The organism is Corynebacterium choanae, from assembly GCF_003813965.1.
In the GTDB taxonomy this organism is placed as follows: domain Bacteria; phylum Actinomycetota; class Actinomycetes; order Mycobacteriales; family Mycobacteriaceae; genus Corynebacterium; species Corynebacterium choanae.
On sequence record NZ_CP033896.1, the window covers coordinates 472,372 to 495,680 of the forward strand.

The 23,309-nt window shown below is 57.9% G+C and carries 18 protein-coding genes; 13 read left to right on the plus strand and 5 right to left on the minus strand.

Annotated features, from left to right (window positions below):
• Positions 1 to 36 precede the first annotated feature (36 nt).
• Positions 37 to 1,011 carry a M48 family metallopeptidase gene (locus tag CCHOA_RS01675; protein ID WP_245992165.1) on the plus strand — a complete coding sequence of 325 codons (975 nt, stop codon included), beginning with the start codon at positions 37 to 39 and terminating at the stop codon, positions 1,009 to 1,011.
• Between the two features lie 255 nt (positions 1,012 to 1,266).
• Here CCHOA_RS01675 and CCHOA_RS01680 read toward each other — a convergent pair whose 3' ends face one another.
• The 3 genes from CCHOA_RS01680 to CCHOA_RS01690 form a co-directional block, all read right to left on the minus strand.
• Entirely contained in the window at positions 1,267 to 2,016 is a 750-nt protein-coding gene (locus tag CCHOA_RS01680; protein WP_164472344.1) for an alpha/beta fold hydrolase, read from the minus strand.
• Positions 2,000 to 3,541, minus strand: coding sequence for an esterase/lipase family protein (locus CCHOA_RS01685; RefSeq protein WP_245992166.1), 1,542 nt, complete (start codon positions 3,539 to 3,541; stop codon positions 2,000 to 2,002). Before CCHOA_RS01685 ends, CCHOA_RS01680 begins: the two co-directional genes overlap by 17 nt.
• 188 nt (positions 3,542 to 3,729) lie before the next feature.
• Entirely contained in the window at positions 3,730 to 4,167 is a 438-nt protein-coding gene (locus tag CCHOA_RS01690) for an HIT family protein (RefSeq protein WP_123926104.1), read from the minus strand.
• A 370-nt stretch (positions 4,168 to 4,537) separates the two neighbouring features.
• On the opposite strand from CCHOA_RS01690, the gene purD reads away from it, so the two are divergent.
• From purD to CCHOA_RS01725, 7 genes are all read left to right on the plus strand, one after another.
• On the plus strand, positions 4,538 to 5,833 hold the full coding sequence (gene purD, locus CCHOA_RS01695; protein WP_123926106.1) for a phosphoribosylamine--glycine ligase: 1,296 nt from the start codon (positions 4,538 to 4,540) through the stop codon (positions 5,831 to 5,833).
• A gap of 556 nt (positions 5,834 to 6,389) precedes the next feature.
• On the plus strand, positions 6,390 to 8,051 hold the full coding sequence (locus tag CCHOA_RS01700; RefSeq protein ID WP_123926107.1) for an alpha,alpha-phosphotrehalase: 1,662 nt from the start codon (positions 6,390 to 6,392) through the stop codon (positions 8,049 to 8,051).
• A 189-nt stretch (positions 8,052 to 8,240) separates the two neighbouring features.
• The gene (locus CCHOA_RS01705; protein WP_123926109.1) at positions 8,241 to 10,298 is read left to right on the plus strand and encodes a PTS sugar transporter subunit IIABC; all 2,058 of its coding nucleotides are present in this window, start codon (positions 8,241 to 8,243) and stop codon (positions 10,296 to 10,298) included.
• 470 nt (positions 10,299 to 10,768) lie between these two features.
• Entirely contained in the window at positions 10,769 to 12,172 is a 1,404-nt protein-coding gene (locus CCHOA_RS01710; protein ID WP_123926111.1) for a TrkH family potassium uptake protein, read from the plus strand.
• Positions 12,165 to 12,827 carry a potassium channel family protein gene (locus CCHOA_RS01715; protein ID WP_123930629.1) on the plus strand — a complete coding sequence of 221 codons (663 nt, stop codon included), beginning with the start codon at positions 12,165 to 12,167 and terminating at the stop codon, positions 12,825 to 12,827. The genes CCHOA_RS01710 and CCHOA_RS01715 overlap by 8 nt, the downstream gene beginning before the upstream one ends.
• Before the next feature lie 299 nt (positions 12,828 to 13,126).
• Positions 13,127 to 14,557, plus strand: coding sequence for an adenylosuccinate lyase (gene purB / locus CCHOA_RS01720; protein ID WP_123926113.1), 1,431 nt, complete (start codon positions 13,127 to 13,129; stop codon positions 14,555 to 14,557).
• 510 nt (positions 14,558 to 15,067) lie between these two features.
• A complete protein-coding gene (locus tag CCHOA_RS01725; protein WP_123926115.1) occupies positions 15,068 to 15,613 on the plus strand; it encodes a DedA family protein in 546 nt (181 codons plus the stop codon).
• A gap of 238 nt (positions 15,614 to 15,851) precedes the next feature.
• Here the strand turns inward: CCHOA_RS01725 and CCHOA_RS01730 are convergent, their stop codons facing one another.
• Together CCHOA_RS01730 and CCHOA_RS01735 are read right to left on the minus strand one after the other, a co-directional pair.
• The gene (locus CCHOA_RS01730) at positions 15,852 to 16,832 is read right to left on the minus strand and encodes a hypothetical protein (RefSeq protein ID WP_123926117.1); all 981 of its coding nucleotides are present in this window, start codon (positions 16,830 to 16,832) and stop codon (positions 15,852 to 15,854) included.
• Positions 16,833 to 16,914: 82 nt separating this feature from the next.
• Positions 16,915 to 17,097: a hypothetical protein gene (locus CCHOA_RS01735; protein ID WP_123926119.1), complete on the minus strand. Its 183-nt coding sequence runs from the start codon at positions 17,095 to 17,097 to the stop codon at positions 16,915 to 16,917.
• A gap of 38 nt (positions 17,098 to 17,135) precedes the next feature.
• Between CCHOA_RS01735 and CCHOA_RS01740 the strand changes: the two genes are divergently transcribed.
• The 5 genes from CCHOA_RS01740 (at position 17,136) to purL (ending at position 23,017) form a co-directional block, all read left to right on the plus strand.
• On the plus strand, positions 17,136 to 18,029 hold the full coding sequence (locus CCHOA_RS01740) for a phosphoribosylaminoimidazolesuccinocarboxamide synthase (protein ID WP_123926121.1): 894 nt from the start codon (positions 17,136 to 17,138) through the stop codon (positions 18,027 to 18,029).
• Positions 18,030 to 18,143: 114 nt separating this feature from the next.
• Entirely contained in the window at positions 18,144 to 18,665 is a 522-nt protein-coding gene (locus CCHOA_RS01745) for a hypothetical protein (protein WP_123926123.1), read from the plus strand.
• A 698-nt stretch (positions 18,666 to 19,363) separates the two neighbouring features.
• Positions 19,364 to 19,618, plus strand: a complete 255-nt coding sequence (gene purS, locus CCHOA_RS01750; protein ID WP_123926125.1) for a phosphoribosylformylglycinamidine synthase subunit PurS — start codon at positions 19,364 to 19,366, stop codon at positions 19,616 to 19,618.
• The gene (gene purQ, locus CCHOA_RS01755; protein WP_123926127.1) at positions 19,615 to 20,292 is read left to right on the plus strand and encodes a phosphoribosylformylglycinamidine synthase subunit PurQ; all 678 of its coding nucleotides are present in this window, start codon (positions 19,615 to 19,617) and stop codon (positions 20,290 to 20,292) included. The genes purS and purQ overlap by 4 nt, the downstream gene beginning before the upstream one ends.
• A gap of 376 nt (positions 20,293 to 20,668) precedes the next feature.
• Entirely contained in the window at positions 20,669 to 23,017 is a 2,349-nt protein-coding gene (purL, locus tag CCHOA_RS01760; RefSeq protein WP_123926129.1) for a phosphoribosylformylglycinamidine synthase subunit PurL, read from the plus strand.
• The last annotated feature ends 292 nt before the right edge of the window (positions 23,018 to 23,309 follow it).

Sequence of the window (23,309 nt, forward strand, 5' to 3'; positions counted from 1 at the left end):
TGGTCTGCGATTGTGCACCCATTACGCTGCTCAATTATGCCTGATTCCTTTTCCCCATCTGGTCAACCAGCGACACCTGGGCCATACCCGACCGCCGGGCAGCCTGGGGCTGCCCCGCTGCAGCCGACCGGCCAGGTGCAACGCACCCCACTGCCGCCAACCAGTGCAACCGTGCCCTTCCCATCGCCAACAGTGTCCCAACTGCGTCACCGCTTCGAGATGCCGCTGATTATGTTGGGGGTGGTGCTCACCGTGCTGGTGGCGTGTCTGGCAATACTGATGATCCTGCTCGACATTCCACTCGACGACATCACCACCGGGGTGCTTATCGGTCTTGCGGCACCAGCATTGGCAGTGTGGTTTATTCGCTACTTGTATTGGAATCAAATCAGCAACAGTGTCGAAGTTACCGAGCGGCAATTCCCGGAAGTGTATGCGGTCTACCAGTCGCTGCTTGGGCCGATGGGGTTTACTGCCAGCGAAGGAATCATGTCGCCGCCGCGACTCTATATCACCAACGGCAACGGGCAAATCAACGCCTTTGCAGCGAAATGTAAAGTTCGCAAAGGCTATGTGGTGCTGTACTCGGACATTGTTGATATCGCCTATGCCCACAACGATTTCGGATTTTTACGATTCGTGCTCGCCCACGAACTTGGCCATATCAAGTGCGGCCATGTGAACCTGTGGCGCAATATTATCCGGCCTGTTACCACGGTGTTGCGGCTGTCGCCGTCGGTCACCCGCGCCCAGGAATACACTGCTGACCGCTGTGCCCTCTACTATGCGCCGGAACGCGCCGAACAGATGATTTATCTTTTCGCCGGGAAATATCGCGGCGCCCAAGTAGATTTAGATGAATACTTCCGATCCGTTGCCGACCACGGCGAATCAATTTGGATGAAATTGGCGAACTTCCTCGCCGACCATGCCGTCGGTTTTCGCCGCATGGCCGCGATCCGGCAAGCGAAACTATCCGGCACCTGGGATGTGCACGGCAAAATGCTGTAACCAGGCAGTCCCGTACAGTATCCAAGTGTGACCACTAAGACAGGTGCAGCCTGCAACAATGCGCGGTTCACTTCGGTGAACCCGCTCCTGTGCCGGCCGTGTAGGCCTTCCTCATCCCAGCCAGGGGAGACGGGATGGCTGCTTTTTTCTCCTGCTTGCCGGCGCGATACAGTGCACACCGGCTAGGTGGTGCACTGTGCACGATACTCGTAGGCAACGGCTTTCCCTGCTGCAGCGCACCCAGGTGGTGTGTGGTCACTGTGTGACGGCGATCGCCTGACACCACTGCACCACCGGCGCTGTGACTCGCGCCATCGCCGCGTGGCTTACCCCGGCGATAGTGTGCACTTTCCCAAGGGCACTACACGACAGCGGAACGATAGTGTCGGCGGTACTGCGCAGCGACCACACCGGTATTCCTGCGGAAACAATTGCTTCAGGTGGGATGCCTGTGTGGGCAAGCGTGCCACTAACAAACTCGGCAGCAGCTTTGCCCGCGAATACTCGCACTAAGAGTCGTTTCGCTAATGATAACGGCCGGGCAGGTTCGCGAAACACGCCGGCAAGCCCGATAATGCCGCGAACCTGTGGCATGATCCGGGGATCGAAGGCTACCTGGGTGGCAACCCAAGCCCCCAGCGAATGACCGATCAACACCATGGGTCGATGCGTGGGAAGAAGCGCTGCAACGTGGGCTGTTGCATCCTCCACACAGCGGGCAAGTCCATCAGTGCCGCGATGGCCATAGGACACAGCCACAACCGGGAATCCTGCGTCGCTCAACGCCTGCAGCAGAGGCTCACTATTGCCTGCGGAGGACATTGCCCCATGGAATACCACGATGAGTGGACGGCCAGCAGGTGCGTTATCGTCGCCGGGAGATATATTGCCGTCTGCGGCAGGATGCCGAGCACTGGAAGATAACAATCCGCAGCTCCTGGGAACCTGGCCTTGTGGTGGGATGAGCCGCAACAGTGCAAACGCCATATTATCGCGGCGTCCCATCGGTATTGTTCCCGCCGTTGTGCCCGGGAGCATCGCCAGTTTCGTGGCATGGGTCAGTCTCCGGGGCATGGTCGGTGGTGCTTTTGGCGTTGCGGTCACTTGATTGGCGGGGATCACGGGTGGACGCTAGCCGGTCGGGGGCATGATTTTGCGGATCGTTGAGATCTTCCTCCGGGGAAAACGCGAAGCTGCGCGGGGTGGTGTGCTGCCGGTTGCGGTGCCGGGTGGAGTCTTTCGCAGCTTTTTTATGTTTCCGCTTTAATTTCCGCACTTTGCGGCGGGTTAATTCCGGGGTGTCGCTGGTCGACCACTGCTGCAACAGTTTGTTGGTGGCCGCCCCAGGCAGAAGCGCTGTAGCGGCGAAACCTTGTTCATCAGTGGGATCATCATGGTCAGGATCAAAGGCTGCATCAAACCATGATTCGTCATCCGCTTGCGCCGACGGTGCTTGGAAATCCGAGGCGGCGCGCAACGGTGAATCTGCCCGCGAAGACGGTGATAACCCAGTATGAGTTTTCACATCAGCCTCAACCACATCTGGTGTGGGATGGTCAGTGGAACTTCGCTCGTCGCTGCCTGCTGAAGCGGATGCGGCGATGGTGGAAGCTGGCTGCTCCGCGGCAGGATCTTCCCCCGGTTCGTAGCGGCGGTGTAAATCATCTACCCCACGGGTAAGCACCCCGGGACGTAAATTGGTGGCTTCGCGTAGCGCTGCTGAGGCAGCTGTGAACGCCAAGTGTTGCAGTCGGTCAATCACGATGCGCCGAATCTGGCGATCCCGGACAAGATCCCCATGTGACGCCGGGTATAGCGGGAAAATATCTTGCACAAAAAAGTTTGTCACCTGCCCCGGGATTGGGGAGGAAAGAAAACAACTCGACGGTGGGCGCACTGTTGCATCCGAACGGGTAGCAATGAGCGTATAGCCCACCCCAGGGACGGTTTCACTGGGAGTGTTGAGTTCGTGTAAAAACGTCGAACCGTGCAATTGTTGCCGACCGGCCTGCCCAAAATACACATCGACTGCTTTTTCCGCGACAGCCACTGTTGCATCCCGGGCAATCAGTGTGGACACCATCCCACCCAGGGAGGTGCCATGGTTCGGGGTGCCAAGACACAACAGGTGGGCAATCCGAGTTGCCCCGTCGAAATGGCGCAAAATATAGCGGGCAACCAGACCCCCTTGAGAGTGGGCGACAACAATGCACCGCCCCGCCCCGGTGGCGTGTAACACCTGATCGATATAGGCCGACACCTGGGAGGCGGAATCCTCAATCGGCCGCGTCCCCCGATGGCCAAATTCGGGGGTGAACACCACCCAGCCGGCGCGGCGCAGTGAGCGCACCAGAAGAAAGAGATCACCTGCAGCCGTGAGTGTGCCGTGCAGTAGCACAATAGGCCACGGTTTCTCCGGGACGGGACGTGCCCGCCAATCGTCTTCCACATAGCCGCGTTGCCGCATGCGGTGCAGGGCAGCCAGTGCAGCAGGTCCACCAGTAGACCCGGCATTGGTAGGGGTGGTCACCGGGGCAGATCACTTCCTCATGTGTTGTGGCGCCGTGTAATCGTCACGACAGGCAACCATCGCTGGGCAACAAAATATTGACGAAAAGATGAAAGGATATACACCCTCGCCACCAGGCAGCAGGGGGAGATCAGGGCAACAGCATCGCGTAGTAAGCGTTGAGTGCTTTCGCCCCTGCGGGTTTGCTGCTAACAGTTGTCGGCGCGCCGGAAACCGTTGTCGTCAGTTCCCAGATACTTCCGCATTGCAGCCGCAGTTTCCGCGAAACGTTCCTGGTCAACCGCATCAGGGGCAATCTGATTGGCGAAGTTGTAGTCGGCGAGTGAATTGGCTGGGAAAACATGAATATGGGTGTGGGGAACATCAAAACCAGCAATCACTTCCCCCGCCCGGGCGCTGCCGCACACTGCAATGACGGCCTGACCAATGATTTGCGCCACTTCGGTGAGATGCTGCCACAGTTCAGGGGACAAGTCAGTCCAGCGATCTACTTGTTCCACCGGAACCACCAGGGTGTGCCCATAGGCCAGCGGGCTAATGTCGAAAAACGCCACTACCTGTTCATCCCGATAGATGAAGGTGCCGGGGATTTCATTGCAGATAATCTTGGTAAAAATCGAGTCCATGACTGTTTATCCTACTCAAGAAGACCGCCCCCTTCGCTCCGAGTCAGCGGGGCAAACCTGATCCGGCAACCAGTTGTGTGCCGCGGTTGTTGCTGTGTCTGCAGGAGTTGTTGCTGTGTTTGTCGAATAGGTTTGGTGCGCTGCAATGGTGATGGGTGAAGCTGTCCCCGTTCCCTCAAAGATGCCAACGCCACATCAGGGTGGTCTCACGGTGTGGTGATGAGGCTGGGTGCGGCTGGTGCTTCAGGCCTGGTGTGCGATGGGCAGTGCACAGCGGGCAAGAATCGGGGGTAGGAGTGTGCACCCACATAGTTGGTTCGTGGGAGATCCGGGGGTGATGCACCGCCGGCGATGGGTAGGATCAACTGTTATGCGCGTCCTTCTTCTTGGCTCTGGTGCCCGTGAACATGCTCTTGCTCTTGGACTTTACGCTGATCCGGCAGTGAACTCCCTCACGATCGCCCCCGGAAATGCGGGAATGGCTGATCTTGGGGAACTTGTGGCCGAAGTAGAGAATCAGCCAGTCGATATCACCGATGGCGCCATGATGGTGTCGCTAGCGCGTGCGGTAAACGCTGATTTGGTGGTGATCGGCCCCGAGCAGCCACTTGTTGCCGGGGTTGCTGATGATTTACGGGCAGCCGGCTTTGCGGTCTTTGGTCCGTCGAAGGCCGCCGCAATGCTGGAAGGTTCAAAGCTGTTTGCCAAACAGGTGATGGAAGAAGCTGGGGTGCTTACCGCGGAGGTTACCCGGGTTACTCCGGCGGATTCGGCCGCAACGCTGGACGCCGCATTAGACGCCATGGGGCCTACCTGGGTGGTGAAAGATGATGGTTTGGCCGGTGGTAAAGGTGTGGTGGTCACCGCAGATCGAAATGATGCTGCCGCACATGCGCAAGCAGTCCTGCAAGCCGGGCATGACGTGTTATTCGAATCTTTCCTCGACGGTCCGGAGATTTCCCTGTTCTGCCTGGTCGATGGGGAAACCGTGGTGCCACTGCTGCCTGCCCAGGATCACAAACGCGCCTATGACAATGATGAAGGGCCAAACACTGGCGGCATGGGGGCCTACACCCCACTGCCGTGGGTGTCCGCAGCAGCAGTAGAGCACATCGTGCAGACCGTGGTTGAACCGGTAGCCGCTGCCATGGTGCGGCGCGGCACCCCATATTCAGGATTGCTCTATGCAGGCCTTGCTTGGGGAAAGCGGGGACCTGCGGTGGTCGAATTTAACTGCCGCTTCGGCGACCCGGAAACCCAAGCGGTGCTATCGCTGCTCAAGTCACCACTGGGGGAAGTATTGCACGCAACTGCCACTGGGAAGCTGGCCTCCCTGCCGCCACTACAGTGGAAAGATGGCGCTGCCTGCATTGTGGTGCTGGCGGCGGAAGGCTATCCGGCAAAGCCACGTACCGGGGATGCCATCGTGATCGAAGAACATCCAGGTGACGCAGCTATTTTGCATGCTGGAACTCGCGTTGACGAGCAGGGAACATTATGTTCTGCAGGGGGTCGAGTGCTGGGCATTGTTGGCCACGGTGCGGATCTTACCGCCGCCCGGAAACAGGCCTATGACACACTCGGACACATTAGCCTGCCGGGGAGTTTCTACCGGCGCGATATTGGGGCTACCACCATCGACCCGGTGGTGATCCCCGAGACGTAAACCCATCGTTGCTTACTGCATCGCAGGAAAGGCAGGCTCCGCCGCAGGTGGTGCCTGCCTTTCCTGGTTTCCAGGGGGCATGCCTGCAAAGAAGCATTCGGTTCGTTGTTGCAGCGACGGCTTGTGGTCAGCCGGTTACTGTTGTTGCGTACAGCATGCGGGGCGTCGCCGGGGGGATGCTGTGCCGGCAGCTGCCTTCCTGCAGCCAGGGATGATGTACTGGTTGTTTAGGGACAAAAATCCGTGGTTGGGGTTGATCGATGAGTGAACCTGGAAGTGTGAGCAGTCCCACAAGCTGCCCGCTTATGCCGTGATGAGGTGTCGATGAAACCGCCTGAATAGGGGGAGGTTTCTCTGGCTGCAACTCATCGCTTTTGTTTGCTGCGGGGTAGCACTTAGGGTGTGTGTTCGACGACATAATCGTCGAATAGTATGACTAAATGATACGGTCAGTGTGCAAGGTTGCGCAGCTAGCCTTCCAAAGAGACTGGCGTCACAAACGGCCTGCAGTTGTTAAGTAGTCAACGCCGTTGGGCAGAAAAGGGTGCTACTAATCGTGAGTCCGCGACCCTTTCACCATCAGGTGATCTACCAGATTTACCCCAAGTCATTCCAAGACTCCACCGGCGACGGGGTCGGCGACCTGCGCGGCATTATCGAGCGGGCGGACTATATTGCCAGCCTGGGCGTCGATATGGTGTGGTTCAACCCCTTCTTCGTCTCCCCGGGACGGGACAACGGCTACGACATTGCCGACTACTATGCGATCGATCCGGCCATGGGCACGATGGACGACTTCACCGAGCTTGTTCAAGCACTGCGGGATCGCGGAGTTGGCGTCATGCTCGACATGGTGCTCAACCACACCTCCACCGAACATGAGTGGTTCCAACGTGCACTTGCCGGTGAGCAAGAATATATCGACCGCTATATTGTGCGACCCCCGCAGGAAGACGGTTCCCTGCCGACAAACTGGGTGTCGAAATTCGGCGGTCCCACCTGGGAGCCGTTGGGGGAGAGCGGCCAATATTATTTGCACCTTTTTGATGTCACCCAGGCTGATTTGAACTGGCATCATCCAGCAGTCCGGGAGGAAGCCGCCCGCATTGTGAATTTTTGGCGTGACCGCGGGGTGACTGGTTTCCGTTTTGATGTCATCAACCTAATTGGTAAAAACACGGAATTGCTTGATGCGCCAGCAGGGGTTGATGATCGCCTCATGTACACCGATGGGGTGTATGTTGACGAGTTTTTGCAAGAGCTCAACCAGGCAAGTTTCGGGCAAGACCCGGCAACCGTCACCGTGGGGGAGATGTCTTCGACGACTACTGAGCGGTGTGTCGGCTATTCGAATCCGGACAATCACGAACTTGACATGGTGTTTAGCTTCCACCATCTCAAGGTGGACTATGAAAACGGGCAAAAATGGACCACCATGCCCGCTGATCTTGTCGCTTTACAGCAAATTATTCACGATTGGGCTGCGGGGATGCAGGCCGGCGGCGGCTGGAATGCGCTGTTTTGGAATAACCATGACCAGCCTCGGGCTATTAATCGTTTCGGTGATGCCGGCGAATATCGGGAGAAATCTGCCATGATGCTGGCGGCAATGCTGCATCTGCTGCGGGGCACCCCGTTTGTGTATATGGGCGAAGAGATCGGCATGGTCGACCCGGAATACACCAGCATCGACGACTATGTCGATGTTGAGGCACGCAACGCGTATGCCGCGCTGGTGGCGGCCGGATCATCCCCGGACGATGCGTTCGCTGCAGTGCTTGCGAAAGCCCGGGATAATGCACGCACACCAATGCAGTGGGATGACACACCTGGAGCCGGGTTTACCACCGGCACCCCGTGGCTGCAGCCATCCCGGCAAGATGAGATCAACGTCAAACAAGCAGCAGCCACCGGTGAAATATTGCCGTTTTATCGGAAACTCATTGCATTGCGCCACGACATGCCGCTGATTGCTGATGGTGACTATCAGCAGGAATTCGCCGACTATGCCAACGTGTTCGGTTATCGCCGCACGTTAAACAATGAGCAGCTGCTTGTCGCGGCGAATATGACTGCGGAGACGCAATCCATCACCGTCGAAGCACCCTTTATCGACGGGTCTGTGCTGATCGGTAACTATGACGCACCGACGCTGGCACCCACGATGGAACTGCGCCCCTATGAGGTGGTTGCCGTGCTAGTCGATACGCGTAGCTAAGTCACTGCATCGCGGATCGCTGCAGCTCACCAACAGATAACTCGGTGAACCTGCAGCACTGCACCCCACCTGGTTCGTTTCTGCACTTACCCACCTCGTTTCATTGCTTACCCACTTCATTTCTTCACCCTCTCACCGGCCACATGGTCTTCAACGCTGTGGCACTATTTGGAAAGGCAGGTTGATGATATGACTGATAACGTTGCTCAGCTGACGTTGCTGTCGCCCGCCGCGGGCACCATCATCCCGATTACTGACGTCCCCGATAAGGTCTTTGCCTCGAAAGGGGTCGGTGACGGCTTCGGGGTGTCCCATCCGGCAAGTGACACCGTTGTTGCCCCCATGTCCGGAAAAATCACCATGGTTGCCAAAACCGTCCATGCCATCGGTATCCGCACCGACGACGGGGTGGATCTGCTCGTTCACCTGGGTATTGACACCGTCGAACTTGGCGGCGCGTCATTTACCTTAACTGTTGCTCGTGGCGATGTGATTACCGCCGGTGACCCGTTTGGCACCATGGACACCCAGGCCATCGTGGACGCCGGGAAAGACACCACCATTGTGGTGGCTGTCACTAACTCGAAAAAACGAGTCGACGGTGATATTGCGCTCAGCCTCGGCCAGGCTGCGGCTGCCGCCCCGGTGGCACAGGTAGCTGTGCTGCCGAAAGCCGCAAAAAAGGCAGCAGCACCGGTTGCGGCGACATCTGCAGGAACCGCTGTAGCGACGACCACCGACTCGCCAGCGCCGGCAGCGCAACGTCCGAGCGAACTCACCGGTTTTGATGCGCTTGCCTGGGACATCATCAACCTGGTTGGCGGGAAATCCAATGTGAAGTCGGTGACGCACTGCATCACCCGGGAACGTTTCTATCTGCACGACGAAAGCAAAGCCGACGATGCAGCGATCGCCGCCCTGGACGGGGTGATCGATGTGGTGAAAGCCGGCGGCCAATATCAGGTCGTCATCGGCCCTGATGTGGAAGATGTCTACGATGCGATCGTCGCCCAGCTGGGCGACGGGGCTGCCGGCGGCGACGCCCCCGCGGAGAGCGCACCCCGCCCAGATTCCTTCTTCGGCTGGATCAAATGGGGCTTTTCCTCCCTCATCGGGGTGATCACCGGATCAATGATCCCCATCATTGGTCTGCTTGCCGCATCCGGCATTATCAAGGGTATTTTATCCCTGCTCACCACCTTCGATCTCACCACTAATGATTCGAACACCTATCAGATCATCAATGCGATGTCGGACTCGGTGTTCTTCTTCCTGCCAATATTCGTCGGTTTCACGGCGGCGAAACGCCTCGGTGCCGACCCGATTATTGTGGCGATTATCGGTGGTGTGCTCACCCACCCGTCGATTATCACCTTGGCCGGTCAAGACGCTACCGGTTCGGTACTGTCGGTGCCGCTCAACGGTGATTTCTTCGGGTTGCCGATCAACATTGCGTCCTATAGTTACTCGATTTTCCCAATCATTGTGGCCGCCTGGGTTGCCTCCAAGGTCGAGCCGTGGCTGAAGCGGATTATTCCGAACACGGTGCGCATGATTTTCGTTCCACTGTTGGAAGTGGTCATTGTTTCGTTGGCGATTTTGCTGCTGCTCGGCCCGATCGTCATGCTGATCTCTGGTGGTATCGCGAACTCTATCCAGTGGCTCTACGATCTGTCCCCGACGATCTCGGGGCTGTTTATCGGCGGCTTCTACCAGGTGTTGGTCATTTTCGGCCTGCACTGGGCAGTGATCCCGCTGGTGGCGCAAGATATTGCCAACACCGGACATTCCTATCTCAATGCGATCATCTCTGCGACCATGGTTGCGCAAGGTGGTGCAGTGCTCGCTATTTTCGTCAAGTCGAAGATCGACAAGATCAAAGGGTTGGCCGGACCTGCCGCGATCTCCGCGTTCTGTGGTGTTACCGAACCGGCTATGTATGGTCTCAACCTGAAATATGGTCGGGTGTTTATTATGGCCTCGATCGGCGGTGCCGCAGGTGGTTTGCTCACCGGGCTGTTCAACGTCAACATGTGGGGGTTCACCGGTTCGCTCATCGGCTTTACCTCCTTCGTCAACCCGGAAGGCCTCGACTTTAGTTTCTGGGGCTTCCTCATCGCCTCCGGGGTGGCGCTGGTGGTGTCGTTTACCTTGACGTATCTGTTCGGGTTTACTGACGCCGATGTGGAACAGGCCAGGGAAGTGAAAAAGATTCGCCTCGGCAACCGGGAACCGGTTGCGAAATAGCTTGCAGGAGCACTTGCTATAGCACCATCATCAGTCTCGCTGTCGATTCGGTTTACCACGGGCAGCTGCATACTGTTGGTTGCATCACTAAGCAGGGCTGGGGTGTGATGCCTATCTTCGGCATCATCCCCAGCCCGGTGATGATTTCCGGGCAGGATTGCTGTGGTGATTGTCTGCGGGGTGCCGGGTGCAGTGCTAGTGTGTTGTCCCGTATCGCTCACAGCGTGACCGTCTGACTGATAACCAGCCGCGGTGCCATGCGTGGTGTGTTGCTGGCTGGTCGGCTGGCGCTTGCAGCATCATTGCAGTGGTGCAGTGTGCACCTGGTGGTGTTGCACCTTGGTGTGGTGTTGCACGAGCTAAGGATGCTGTGTCCGCAGCTGTTGATTGACCAGTCGGTGCAGGTGTGCGACGGATTGATTTGTTAGTGGTGCAGCCGTGTCCGATGGCGGTGCGGGAAAGGGGTTTCCATGGCACAAAAAGCAGCCGTGGTGCTGCGCCGTTGGCAGCGCAACCATTCCGGCGGCGCGCAGGCGAAGCCCGCACAGCTAGTGGCGTTTTCTTTTCTGTCGTTGATTGTGCTCGGCACGATTGTGCTGCTGTTACCGATTGCCCGTCCGGCTGGTGCCGGTTCCGCCGATTTGGTGACCGCGCTATTTACTGCCACGTCGGCCACGTGTTTAACAGGGCTGATTGTGGTCGATACGGCCACCTACTGGTCGCATTTTGGCCAGTTCGTCATCCTCATGCTTATCCAGCTTGGCGGATTAGGCATTATTATGCTTTCCACGCTGGTGTCGTGGATTATCGCTGGCCGTATCGGGGTGAAATCCCGGCTGAACACCGCCGCGGAAGGTCGCGGCGGGGTGCATTTGGGGGAAGTGAAAACACTCCTGATCGCCACCTTGTCGTTTACGTTCGCTATTGAAACGTTGGTTGCTGGACTGTTGACGTGGCGGTTCCATTTCGGATACGGCTACAGCTGGGCAGCCGCCACCTGGGAGGGGATTTTCCACTCTATTTCGGCGTTTAACAATGCCGGATTTTCGCTGCGCACCGACAATCTGGTGCCCTACGTGTTTGATATCGGCATGCTGCTGCCAATCTCTATAGCGATTGTCATCGGCGGGCTTGGCTATCCGGTGCTGCTGGAATTATCACTGCGGGCACGACGCCGCAGTCAACGTGTCCGGCATTTGCCGCAGCTCTCGCTCACTGCCCGGTTTACCCTCATCGGTACCGTCCTGCTGCTGGTGGTGGGGTTTGTGGGCTTTGCCACAATGGAATGGAATGGGGCGTTTGCTGGGCAGCCTGTGTCCGGCAAACTGCTGTCTGCAGCATTCCAATCAATCACCACCCGCACCGCCGGGTTTAACACCGTCGACTTTGGGGCGATGCATCCTACCTCGTTGATGCTCACCGACGCATTAATGATCACCGGTGGTGGCTCCGGTGGCACTGCGGGCGGCATTAAAATCACCACCCTCGCGGTGCTGGTGGCAGTGGTCATCGCCGAAATCCGCTCCGACGAACAGGTGATGGTGTTTGGTCGCCGCATCCAAAACCGGGTCGTCCGGCAGGCGATGGCTGTGGCCACCATGGCTGTTGTGCTGGTGACTTCCGCAATCGGTGCCCTGATGCTGCTGGTGCCATATATTCCCACCTCACAGCTCGCATTCGAAGCGATCTCGGCGATCGCCACCGTCGGCCTGTCCACCGGTATTACCGCTGTGCTGCCGACAAGTGCGAAACTGGTCATCACATTGCTGATGTATGCCGGGCGGATCGGGCCGATCACCCTGGTGGCAGCCCTGGCCGCCCGTCACCACACCCGCCTGTATTCCTATCCTGATGAAAGGCCGCTCATTGGTTAAGTTCTGGTCGAAGAAAAACGTGCCCCTGGTGGTTATTTTGGGGCTGGGTCGCTTCGGAATGGCCCTCGGGGAAGAGCTGGTGGCCTCCGGGGTGGAAGTATTGGGCATCGACGACGATGAAGAAGTCGTCAAACGAGCAGCACCACTGCTCACCCACGTCGCCCAAGCCGACACCACCAACCCGGATGCGTTACGCCAACTCTCTGTTCACGAAGCACAGCGGGTCGTCATCGGTATCGGCTCCGACATGGGTGCGTCGCTCTTGACCGCCTCCACCGTCCTCGACCTTGGGGTGCCGAATGTGTGGGCGAAAGCCGACAACGTCAACCATGCCAAAATCCTTTCCCAAATCGGGGTACATCATGTCATCCGTCCCGACCGGGACACTGGCCGCCGAATCGCCCATGTCATCACCGGCCGGGTGGAAGAATACGCTGAATTTGACCGGGACTTCGCCCTGGTGAAAGTCGCCCCGCCGGTAAGCCTGCTCGGGCAGCCGATCTCCGCGGTGCAAGGCGAGATCTCTATTGTGGCGATCCGACCCGCCGAAGGAACCTTCCGCATCGCCACCCCGGAGACCATCATGCACTCAGGTGACTTAGTGATCGCCGCCGGCTCTATTCAAGCCCTAGAAGAGTTCGGCGCCGCTGACTAGCAACACTGTGGCACCATGCACAAGGAACACACCCGCATGGTGCCAGAGCACCCGGCAACCGCTGACCGTGCACGCAACCACCGCAACCATGCTGCCGGGGTGCAGTGACCCATCACCTTGCCGCGGCACAGCAGTGATGCAACAAAACACGCCTAACACATAGCCAACCCATCCGATTCGCACCGCACCGTCGCCACCCCCAACCCCCGATCAGCGAACCAAGCACCACAGCATCGCCCTGAACAATGGCCCACCCGCTGGGCGACACACCCCGCTGCTTTCTGGGATAATGAATATTTGTGACTGACAACGCCCCCATCGCCAATATTCTTGCCACCCGCTACGCCTCCCCGGAACTCACCGACCTGTGGCGGGCAGAAAACAAAATCATCGCCGAACGTCAACTGTGGATCGCGGTGATGAAAGCCCAAGCCTCCCTGGGGATCGACATTCCCCCAGCCGCCATCGACGCCTACGAACAAGTCATCGACCAGGTGGACTTAGACTCCATTGCCGCCCGTGAACGAGTCACCCGGCATGATGTGAAAGCCCGCATCGAAGAGTTCAACGCCCTCGCCGGGCAAGAACACATCCACAAAGGCATGACCAGCCGTGACCTCACCGAAAACGTCGAACAGCTGCAAATCGTTGCCTCGCTGAAACTCATCCTGGTCAAAGCAGTAGCAGTCGCCGACCGGCTCGCGCAGCGTGCCGCCGCCTACGAAACCCTTGTTATGGCTGGCCGTAGCCACAACGTCGCCGCCCAAGCCACCACCCTCGGCAAACGATTCGCCACCGCCGCCGACGAACTCCTCGTCGCCTGCGAACGCATCGAACAACTCATCCACCGCTATCCGCTGCGCGGCATCAAAGGGCCGATGGGCACCTCCCAAGACATGCTCGACCTGCTCGGCGGCGATGAGGCAAAACTCGCCTCCCTCGAAACCATCATCGCCGACCATCTCGGATTCAACCGACTCTTCGACTCTGTCGGTCAAGTCTATCCTCGCTCCCTCGACTATGAAGTGCTCAGCGCCCTCGTCCAACTCGGCGCCGCACCCTCCTCGCTGGCACACACCATCCGCCTGATGGCCGGCAACGAAATCGTCACCGAAGGATTCAAAGAAGGCCAAGTCGGCTCATCGGCCATGCCCCACAAAATGAACGCCCGCTCCTGCGAACGAGTCGGCGGCCTGCAAGTCATCCTTCGCGGCTACGCGGCAATGGCCGGCGATCTCGCCGGACAGCAATGGAACGAAGGCGACGTCTTCTGCTCCGTGGTACGCCGCGTGGCACTGCCGGATGCGTTCTTCGCCATCGACGGCATGTTTGAAACCTTCCTCACCGTGCTCGACGAATTCGGCGCCTTCCCCGCCATGATCGACAAAGAACTCACCCGGTATCTGCCATTTTTGGCTACCACCCGCATCCTGATGGCTGCGGTGCGCGCCGGGGTTGGACGGGAAACCGCCCACGAACTCATCAAAGAACACGCGGTGCAAGTTGCCCTCGATATGCGGGAACGCGGCGGGGAGCAGGATCTCCTCGCCCGATTGGCTGCCGATCCCCGGATGCCGCTGAGCGAAGCAGAACTCAGCGAAGCGCTCGCCGACCGGAAAGCCTTTATCGGTGCTGCATCGTCACAGGTGCGACGGGTAGTCGGCCGGGTCAATGATCTCCTTGACTCCTACCCAGAGGCGAAACACTACGCCCCCGGGGAGATTCTGTAAGAACACCATCGGTGCATCCCCTTCTCGCAACCCCCACGTCCCGCCGAGTGGGGACGTATCCCCGCTACCCCGGGGGAGTATCCCTCCCGGGGTAGAGGGAGCACTGCCTGGTGGGTGATCCGCCCGCCAGGTGGGCATCGCGCCTCGCGGTTGGTTCGGCGAGCCACCCGGCTGGAATCAGCCCTCTGCCTGCGGCGGGCTGCCCCGTGTACTGGTGTGACTCATGCTTGCCCCACCGCTTACCGCCGATACACACCTCGCCTTTTACCGCTGATACACGCCCCGCAGTGCACAACGTGGCCTGTAGCCGTCTTGGCCATCGTGTACTGTGACCTGATATTTACAGCGATCTGGTGCCGACGATGGGCGAGTAATCCTTGCGATGGTGCGGCGACGCAGGGTTTGGAAAGGCGGGTTGGTGGCGGTGCGCCTAGTTTCATCACCGCAACACTGGCACCGAGTCACTGCCCCAGTCACCATTGCAGTTTTGGGAGAATCACAATGCCGGCGATGTTCTATGAGATGCCATATGCGGTCTTGTACACCGTGTTTTTCGTCGCCGGTTTCGGCCGCGGCCATCTCACCTATTCGATTGCCAAATATTTCACCGAACATGCTGTCCTGGGGCGGCAAGCAAACCATCGCTGGGTGCAGGCAATCCAAGGCTGGCTGCAATCCCCCCGGCTTGCCAGCGGAACAACCATGCTGCACCGCTACGGGCTCATTGCAGTACCAGCCTGCTATCTGACCATTGGGTTGCAAACAGTCGTGCTTGCGGCCGCCGGGGTGATCGGAATGCCCCGGCTGAAATTTGCACTCGCCCAACTCCCCGGGGTGGCGGTGTGGGCGGCAATCTATTCCACGATCGGTTGGGCTGCCTGGGAGGCGATGATTACCCAAGCGGCTACCTCGTGGATAGGAATAGCAGTACTTGTTGCCCTGCTGTCGGTGGTGGTGATGTTGGTGATTCAGCGGCGCCTGAAGCAGGCAGCGGCCAGTAATAGGTCACGTATTCATCCCACCGACCCGGCCGGTAACACTCACCAGCAGCAGTAGCAGCGGGAACCAGTCGTCGAAGCCCAAGCAGCCAGTCGCAAAGGAACAAACACCACAGCAGTGCAAGCTATTGCTTCAATAGCAGGCTGTAGGCCTCAACCGGATGAGCGCAAATACAAGCCTCAACCGGATGAGCGCAAATACTTGCAAGACAGCTGCTCGTGGCCACCGTCGCAGGAGACAGCGGCCACCCATCATCCTTGATCACAACACCATGTCGCGGCTGTTGACGACCTGATTAACGCGGTGGGAACAGAGCCGGGGGATGAGTAAGAAACTCCGGAAGACGAGCCATAACCGTCGGACCTGCCGCCGCAACAATAGCGATAAACACCGCAATCACTGTTAACACCGCATCAGAGTCGAGATCGGAAGAATCCCCGCGGAATAAGTGCACCGCCTCCAGGGGGGCGAAAATACCAGTGTCGCCAGGGCCGGAGGTGCCAGCAATCCGACTAGTGTCCGGCACATACAAATCCGGCACAACCTGATTAAACGAACCAGCCTCAGCGGTGATACCAGCGGCGTCGAACGCTGTTGCGCATTCAGCAGCAGCACGCGCATAGGCGGCGTTGACTGTGCGGAAATCAGTTGCCTGTAACGATCGCGCACGCCCCACAAGATCAGCTGCGCCAGCCCCAATGAGCTGCTGCAGCCGGGGGGACGCATGAGCAGTTAACGTTTCAAGCCCATTGATGTAGGCGCCTAAACGGGCATCAACTCGTTGCCCATCAATCGCCGCCTGGAATCCGGTCGGATTCGCAGCGATTGCAAGGGCCGCGGCAGGATCGATCGCTACCCGTGGATCAAATGCCCTATTGTTGGCGATGGCTTGCGGGAACGCTAGCCGCCATTCGCCGAACTTGTAGCCCTGCTCATGCATTGCCGAATCAATCTCGACGTAGAGCTTGCCCAAGGCTTCTTGTGCACTACGATCAACCCCGCCGCTTGCGGCAAGCTGCTCATTGAGTTGATCTGCGCGCAGAAACTTGTCAGCAATCGCTGGGTTATCAGTGCGGATACGCTGCCTCAGGTCGGTGAAGAACTCACCAGTCGCCCCGGATAAGGCACCCAAATCGGTGTAGGCCTGTTCACCTTCCACCTGGCAGGTGTTGCCGATGACCGTGGCGGTTGCGGCATGTGCCGGGGAAACTGTGGTACAGGGGATCGCCGCGGCGACGGCGACTGCAAGAACACGAGAGACGAAACGGGATGTCATAGCACCTAATCCAATCATTGAATTGGAAAAATGCAATCTGCCACGACCACTATTGAGCAATCTGCCAGATTGCCAGCTGCCACTATCGGCGGCAGTGAAGCTGCCCACCAGGTTGTATGGCAACCCCTGCCGCACCTGTCGTAGCTGCACACCGCATGAGATGCAGCGCATCGGTGCTGTAGCGGCCAAGCGGTAACACACAGTCAACAAGAGTGAATGGAAACCCCACACCAGGGGAGGGGAGCTGCAAAAACTTTGCAGACATCTGCACAATTGTTTCCAGAAGGACTACACTGCCAAACCATGCGTGCTGAACTGTCAGACTATACCCATCTCACCGCCGGTAAAGTCCGGGAAATCTACGAGATAGACGACGATACGTTACTGATGGTGGCGTCTGACCGGATCTCGGCCTACGATCACGTGCTCGACACTGAGATTCCCGACAAAGGACGCATTCTCACTGCGATGAGCTGCTACTACTTTGATCAGCTCGACTTTCCAAACCATCTCGCAGGCGCGGCGGATGATCCCCGTATCCCGGAGGAAGTATTAGGGCGTGCCCTGCTCACCCATCGGCTGTCGATGATTCCGTTTGAGTGTGTAGCCCGCGGCTATCTCACCGGCAGTGCTCTGGCCGAATATCGCGAAACAGGCAAAGTGTGTGGCATTACGCTTCCCGCAGGATTAACCGAATCTTCCCGGCTACCGGAACCCATCTTCACTCCGGCTACGAAAGCCGATATCGGTGACCATGATGAAAACGTCACCTTTGAGCAGGTTGTCGAAGTACTCGGCCAGGATCGGGCGGAAGAACTCCGGGATGCAACCTTGTCGCTGTACACAGCTGCCGCAGAGATGGCGCTTGCCCACGGGCTGATTTTGGCTGACACCAAATTCGAATTCGGCCTGGATAAAGCCGGCCATATGCTACTTGCCGATGAGGTACTCACCCCTGACTCGTCCCGCTACTGGCCACTGCGGGACTATAAGGAAGGCCAAATTCAGCCATCCTTCGACAAGCAATATGTGCGTGACTGGTTGACCTCCCCAAAGTCCGGGTGGGATAAACGCTCCAACACTCAACCCCCTGAGCTGCCCGGCTCGGTGGTGGAAGCTACCCGGCAACGCTATATCGAAGCCTACGAGCAGGTTTCGGGGCGCAAGTTTAGCGACTGGATCGGCTGCTGCGTGTAGCTTCCCGGCCTGTTGTCGGGCGAGCATGCCGCATGCTGGTGGTGCCGACGCAGAGGTGTGAAATTGCTACCAAAGTAGCGCATTGTTTCTTGCCGGTGCGTAGGGTTTTTCACTATGAGTGAACTTGCCGACAACATCTTCGACACCACTGTCACCACCATCGACGGGGACGTATTCACAGTCGGGAATTATGAAGGCCATGTGCTGCTGCTGGTTATTGTCGACCCGGACAGTGACCGGCTAGCGCAGCTTGCCGAACTTCAGGAAGTATTCGACGAGTTTTATATGCGTGGCTTTTTCTGTGTTGCAGTAGTCACCGAAGATTTCGCGACCAGCCCGCATTCAGCGGAAGATATCGCCAACACGTTACGTGACGACTATGGGGTGACCTTCCCAATCGTTGGACCAATTCCAGTCACCGGAGAGCAGCAAGCTGAGCTTATCTCTGTGCTGTTAGCAGCGGTAAATGACGCCGACGAGGATGCGGTAATCATGGGGCGCGGACCTATTGCTGGTGGTTTTGAAAAATTCCTTATTGACCCGGAAGGGGCGGTGATTGGCCGTTTCCCAGCCCGGATGGAACCATCGGCACACACCATTGTGGATCTCATCGACTCGCAGGTGCCAGTGCAGTAACCCGGGTAGGAAAAACAATCCCGGTAAGACACACGGTAGCGCCAGCGAGAAATAACCCAGTGAGCAACCACCTCTGGGCACCTCAGCGCACAGCTTGCGCAATAGTGCACATGGAACGCTTCACTGTTGCGGTCAGTGCAGCTAGTGAAATCGGCGTACAGACGATCACCGGGGAAGGGGAGCGAGCAGGAGTGCCGCGACGGCCACGGTTGTCTTGCTGGGACGCGACTTACCAAGAGGGGTAATGAGGTGCTGGTGATGGCCAAACTGGCAGGTTATTGCAGCCCCATGTGTCCGATGCGGAAATGGGGTCGCGGCATCACGAGTTCTCCCACAATCAGGGGTGAAATTGGGGCAGTTGGGTGGAAGTTCTCACACGCAGACGGGGGCAAGTGTGGACATTGGTGCGGTAAGCTGGGGGCGCATGTGATCGATACTGTGTGAATACTGTGCAATTCACTGTGCTACATGCCAGCATCACTCCCCTCGAAAAACCTCTATACGCTGCGAATATCTTTCCTGCTAGAAGCAGCGTTTCTTCAGGGAGTGAAAGGATCAACGGGTTGTGTGCTCGTGGCCTTACTGCGCTGGAACAGAGTGGTATTTTGTGGTGGTATTCGCCGGTGACGATCCCGCGGTCAGCAAAATATTGCTGGCACAACTTGTAACTATTCACGTCGCATAGGGAGAGCCGCCAAGTGGCCCGTGTCGTAGTCAATGTGATGCCCAAAGAAGAAATCCTCGACCCGCAAGGCCAGGCAGTGCAACGTGCACTTGGCCGGATCGGTATCACCGGGGTCAACGATGTTCGCCAAGGTAAACGGTTTGTGATTGAAGCCGATGACTCGCTCACCGCCGAGCAGGTGCAGCATATGGCTGAAACCTTGCTGGCGAACACGGTTGTGGAAGATTTTGAGATTGTTGACGTTGCAGTGGAAGGTGGCAAAGCGTGAGCGCCACAATTGGGGTTGTAACCTTTCCTGGCACGTTAGATGACGGTGATGCCCGACGTGCAGTGAAGCTAGGCGGGGCTACTGCGAAAGCATTATGGCATGCCGATCAGGATCTCAGCGGGGTTGATGCTGTGATTATTCCGGGCGGGTTTTCCTACGGGGATTACCTTCGCTCGGGGGCAATTAGTGCACTGGCGCCGATGATGACTGCTGTTGTGGAAGCAGCCGGTAAGGGTATGCCAGTGTTGGGGATCTGTAACGGGTTCCAGATTTTGACCGAAGCAGGCTTGTTGCCGGGTGTGCTTACCCGGAATCAAGGCCTGCATTTTCATTGTGTGGATACCTATCTCACCGTGGAACAAGCTGACACTGCTTGGACTTCCCAGTTCACTGCCGGGGAGAACATACTTGTTCCTGCGAAACATGGTGAGGGGCGCTTCCAAGCTTCCCCGGAAACAGTGGCGATGCTGGAAGATGAAGGCCGGGTAGTGTTCCGCTACACCGATAACTTCAACGGTTCCATCAATGCAATTGCCGGGGTGTGTAGTGAAAATCGCCGCATTGTGGGGTTGATGCCCCACCCAGAGCATGCGATTGAACAGCTCACCGGCCCTTCCACTGACGGGTTGAAGCTGATTGCTTCGGTGACGCAATCACTGCTGGAAACAGCGTAACAGCAGCGCTTTCCCCATGCTGTGCTGGTGACCCTGGAACACAACCCTATGTTGGCAGCTGGTGCCGCAGATGGCGTGCCCTAAGGTTGGGTGCAACCCAGCTCGCCCGCCGGTGTGAGTGTCCAATGCTTACAGCAGGCGTGTTCCCTGGTGTGCAGGTTGCTCTTCCTGTCCTCGCGGTGACCTACATTGTGGGGCGGGAAATTACTGCACACGCCAGTATGCGCTGTGGGGTGTTCACAATTGTTGCGCTTAACTCCTTTTTCTGTTGTTTTCGTCGTTCATTCACACTTTTTCTCGTTTTTCGTTTCTCGTTTCTTCTTTTTCTTCTCGTTTTCGTTTCCTCCTACTTCGCGGATCAAGGACGTCGACACCTATGGCCGAGCACACTTCCCATTTTCAAGACACTGTCGCTGATGCGACCGCAAACCCTGACCAGTCCCAGCCGTACGCATCGCTGGGCTTGAAAGACGATGAATACGCCCGGATCAAAGAGATCCTTGGCCGCCGCCCCACCGATGCGGAACTCGCCATGTATTCGGTGATGTGGTCGGAGCACTGCTCCTATAAGTCCTCGAAGGTGCATCTGCGCTACTTTGGGGAAACCACGACCGAAGAGATGAACTCCAAGATTTTGGCCGGTATCGGCGAAAACGCTGGCGTTGTCGATGTTGGTGACGGGTGGGCGGTTACCTTCCGCGTCGAATCCCACAATCACCCTTCCTATGTGGAGCCACACCAGGGTGCGGCCACCGGTGTGGGCGGTATTGTGCGGGACATTATGGCGATGGGGGCGCGCCCTATTGCGGTGATGGATCAGCTGCGGTTTGGTCCAGCCGACGCGCCCGATACGCAGCGGGTGCTTCCCGGTGTCGTTGATGGTGTTGGCGGCTACGGCAACTGTTTGGGGCTGCCGAATATCGGTGGGGAAACAGTTTTCGACGACTGCTATGCGGGCAATCCGCTGGTCAATGCGCTGTGTGTGGGCAAGCTGAAGAAGGAAGACCTGAAACTGGCGTTCGCCTCAGGGCTGGGCAATAAGGTGATGCTCTTTGGCGCCCGTACCGGTCTTGACGGCATCGGCGGGGTGAGTGTGCTTGCCTCAGACAGTTTCGAAGCAGGGGCGGAACGCAAACTTCCTGCTGTGCAGGTTGGCGATCCGTTTGCGGAGAAAGTCCTTATCGAATGCTGCCTTGAGCTGTACCAAGCTGGGGTAGTTGTTGGTATTCAAGACTTAGGTGGTGCAGGGCTTTCCTGTGCAACCAGTGAACTGGCTGCCGCCGGTGACGGTGGTATGCAGGTTAATCTTGACCGGGTGCCGCTGCGGGCCAAGAACATGACTGCCGCAGAGATTCTCTCCTCTGAATCCCAGGAGCGGATGTGTGCAGTGGTGCGCCCAGCAGATGTCGAAAAGTTCCAGGCTATTTGTGCCCACTGGGATGTGACCTGTGCAGAGATCGGGGAGGTCACCGACGGTGACCATCTCATCATCACCCATCATGGCGAAGTGGTTGTTGATGCACCGGCGCACACGATCGCCCATCAAGGACCGGTATATGACCGTCCCTATACTCGCCCCGACTGGCAGTCGGAGATCCAGCAGCAGCGGGAACTTCCTCTCCCGCAAGACAGTGACGCTATCCGTGAGCTGATCTTGACCATGACCGCTTCGCCGGCGCTGTGTTCGCGGGAATTTATCACCAACCAATACGACCGTTATGTGCTTGGCAACACAGTGTTGGCGAAAGACGCTGATGCTGGGGTGCTGCGTATTGACGAAGACACCAACCGGGGTGTGGCAGTATCTGCGGACTGCTCGGGTCGCTATACGAAACTTGATCCGCGTACTGGTGCGCAGCTTGCATTGGCGGAAGCGTTCCGTAACGTTGCGGTCACCGGGGCAACCCCTGTGGCGGTAACGAACTGTCTCAACTTTGGTTCTCCGGAAGATCCGGCGGTGATGTGGCAGTTTAGGGAAGCAGTCCGCGGTCTGGCGGATGGCTGCGCGGAGCTTGCTATTCCAGTTTCCGGCGGGAATGTGTCCTTCTATAACCAAACCGGCGACCAAGCTATTCACCCCACCCCGGTGGTTGGTGTGCTTGGGGTGATCAGCGATGTGCGCCGCCGCATCGGCCACACCCTTGGTACTGTCGACCAGCCGGAAGAACTCTTCCTGTTGGGCACCACCTGCCAAGAATTTGGCGGTTCGATCCTGCAGCAGGTGATGCAAGATGGGGAACTTTCCGGTTTGCCGCCACAAGTCGACTTTGCTGCGGAACAGGCGTTGCAGGCATTGCTCAGTGCACAAACCGAAGCTGAGACACCAGTGATCACCGCCGCCCATGATTTGTCTGAAGGTGGCCTGGGGCAAGCCCTCGTCGAGATGGCTATCACCGCCCGGGGTGGCCATGTGGGTGTCACTGTTGATCTGCGCGGGGTTCATCCCGATGCGGTGACCGCCCTCTACTCGGAGTCCGCTGGCCGGGCAGTGGTGGCCACCACTGCCGCACATGCTGGCAAACTCCAAGAACTCGCCGATGCACACGGAGTGCCATGTGTTCGCTTGGGCACGACGGGTGCTGCCGGGAACCTGGCGCAACTTGTCATCACCGACGGCCACGATCTGCACATTGAGATTCCTGTGCAGGAATTGGCGGATGCCTGGTACGGCACCCTGCCTGACCTGTTCGGTCATGCCGTGGGGGCAAACTCTGTCGTGGAGTAATTGATTACCGCTGGGCTGCCTCGGACACCACCTGGGTGTTGGAGGCAGCCTTTCTTATTTCCACTTCTACAAGCCTGCAAATACTTGATACCTACGAAAAACGGTGGTGCTGCGATATCACCCGGTGGGGGGCAATGCACCGATACCTGCCACTAGTCGAAGCTTCACCACCATGTCTCGCTGAACCGCTACTCCCCGTTGCACACCGTCGAATCGTCCAGCCGGCCTTGGTTCGTAGCTGTGGGGAACCTGCCCCACCGGCGTATGGATCCGCGGCACTGTTTCCTCAAGA

Bases quoted from the DNA above. Each gene is read 5' to 3' on its own strand.
- CCHOA_RS01675 (WP_245992165.1), top strand. From the start codon at position 37: ATGCCTGATTCCTTTTCCCCATCTGGTCAACCAGCGACACCTGGGCCA.
- CCHOA_RS01680 (WP_164472344.1), bottom strand. From the start codon at position 2,016: ATGGGACGCCGCGATAATATGGCGTTTGCACTGTTGCGGCTCATCCCA.
- CCHOA_RS01690 (WP_123926104.1), bottom strand. From the start codon at position 4,167: ATGGACTCGATTTTTACCAAGATTATCTGCAATGAAATCCCCGGCACC.
- purD (WP_123926106.1), top strand. From the start codon at position 4,538: ATGCGCGTCCTTCTTCTTGGCTCTGGTGCCCGTGAACATGCTCTTGCT.
- CCHOA_RS01705 (WP_123926109.1), top strand. From the start codon at position 8,241: ATGACTGATAACGTTGCTCAGCTGACGTTGCTGTCGCCCGCCGCGGGC.
- CCHOA_RS01710 (WP_123926111.1), top strand. From the start codon at position 10,769: ATGGCACAAAAAGCAGCCGTGGTGCTGCGCCGTTGGCAGCGCAACCAT.
- CCHOA_RS01725 (WP_123926115.1), top strand. From the start codon at position 15,068: ATGTTCTATGAGATGCCATATGCGGTCTTGTACACCGTGTTTTTCGTC.
- CCHOA_RS01730 (WP_123926117.1), bottom strand. From the start codon at position 16,832: ATGACATCCCGTTTCGTCTCTCGTGTTCTTGCAGTCGCCGTCGCCGCG.
- CCHOA_RS01735 (WP_123926119.1), bottom strand. From the start codon at position 17,097: ATGTCTGCAAAGTTTTTGCAGCTCCCCTCCCCTGGTGTGGGGTTTCCA.
- CCHOA_RS01740 (WP_123926121.1), top strand. From the start codon at position 17,136: ATGCGTGCTGAACTGTCAGACTATACCCATCTCACCGCCGGTAAAGTC.
- CCHOA_RS01745 (WP_123926123.1), top strand. From the start codon at position 18,144: ATGAGTGAACTTGCCGACAACATCTTCGACACCACTGTCACCACCATC.
- purL (WP_123926129.1), top strand. From the start codon at position 20,669: ATGGCCGAGCACACTTCCCATTTTCAAGACACTGTCGCTGATGCGACC.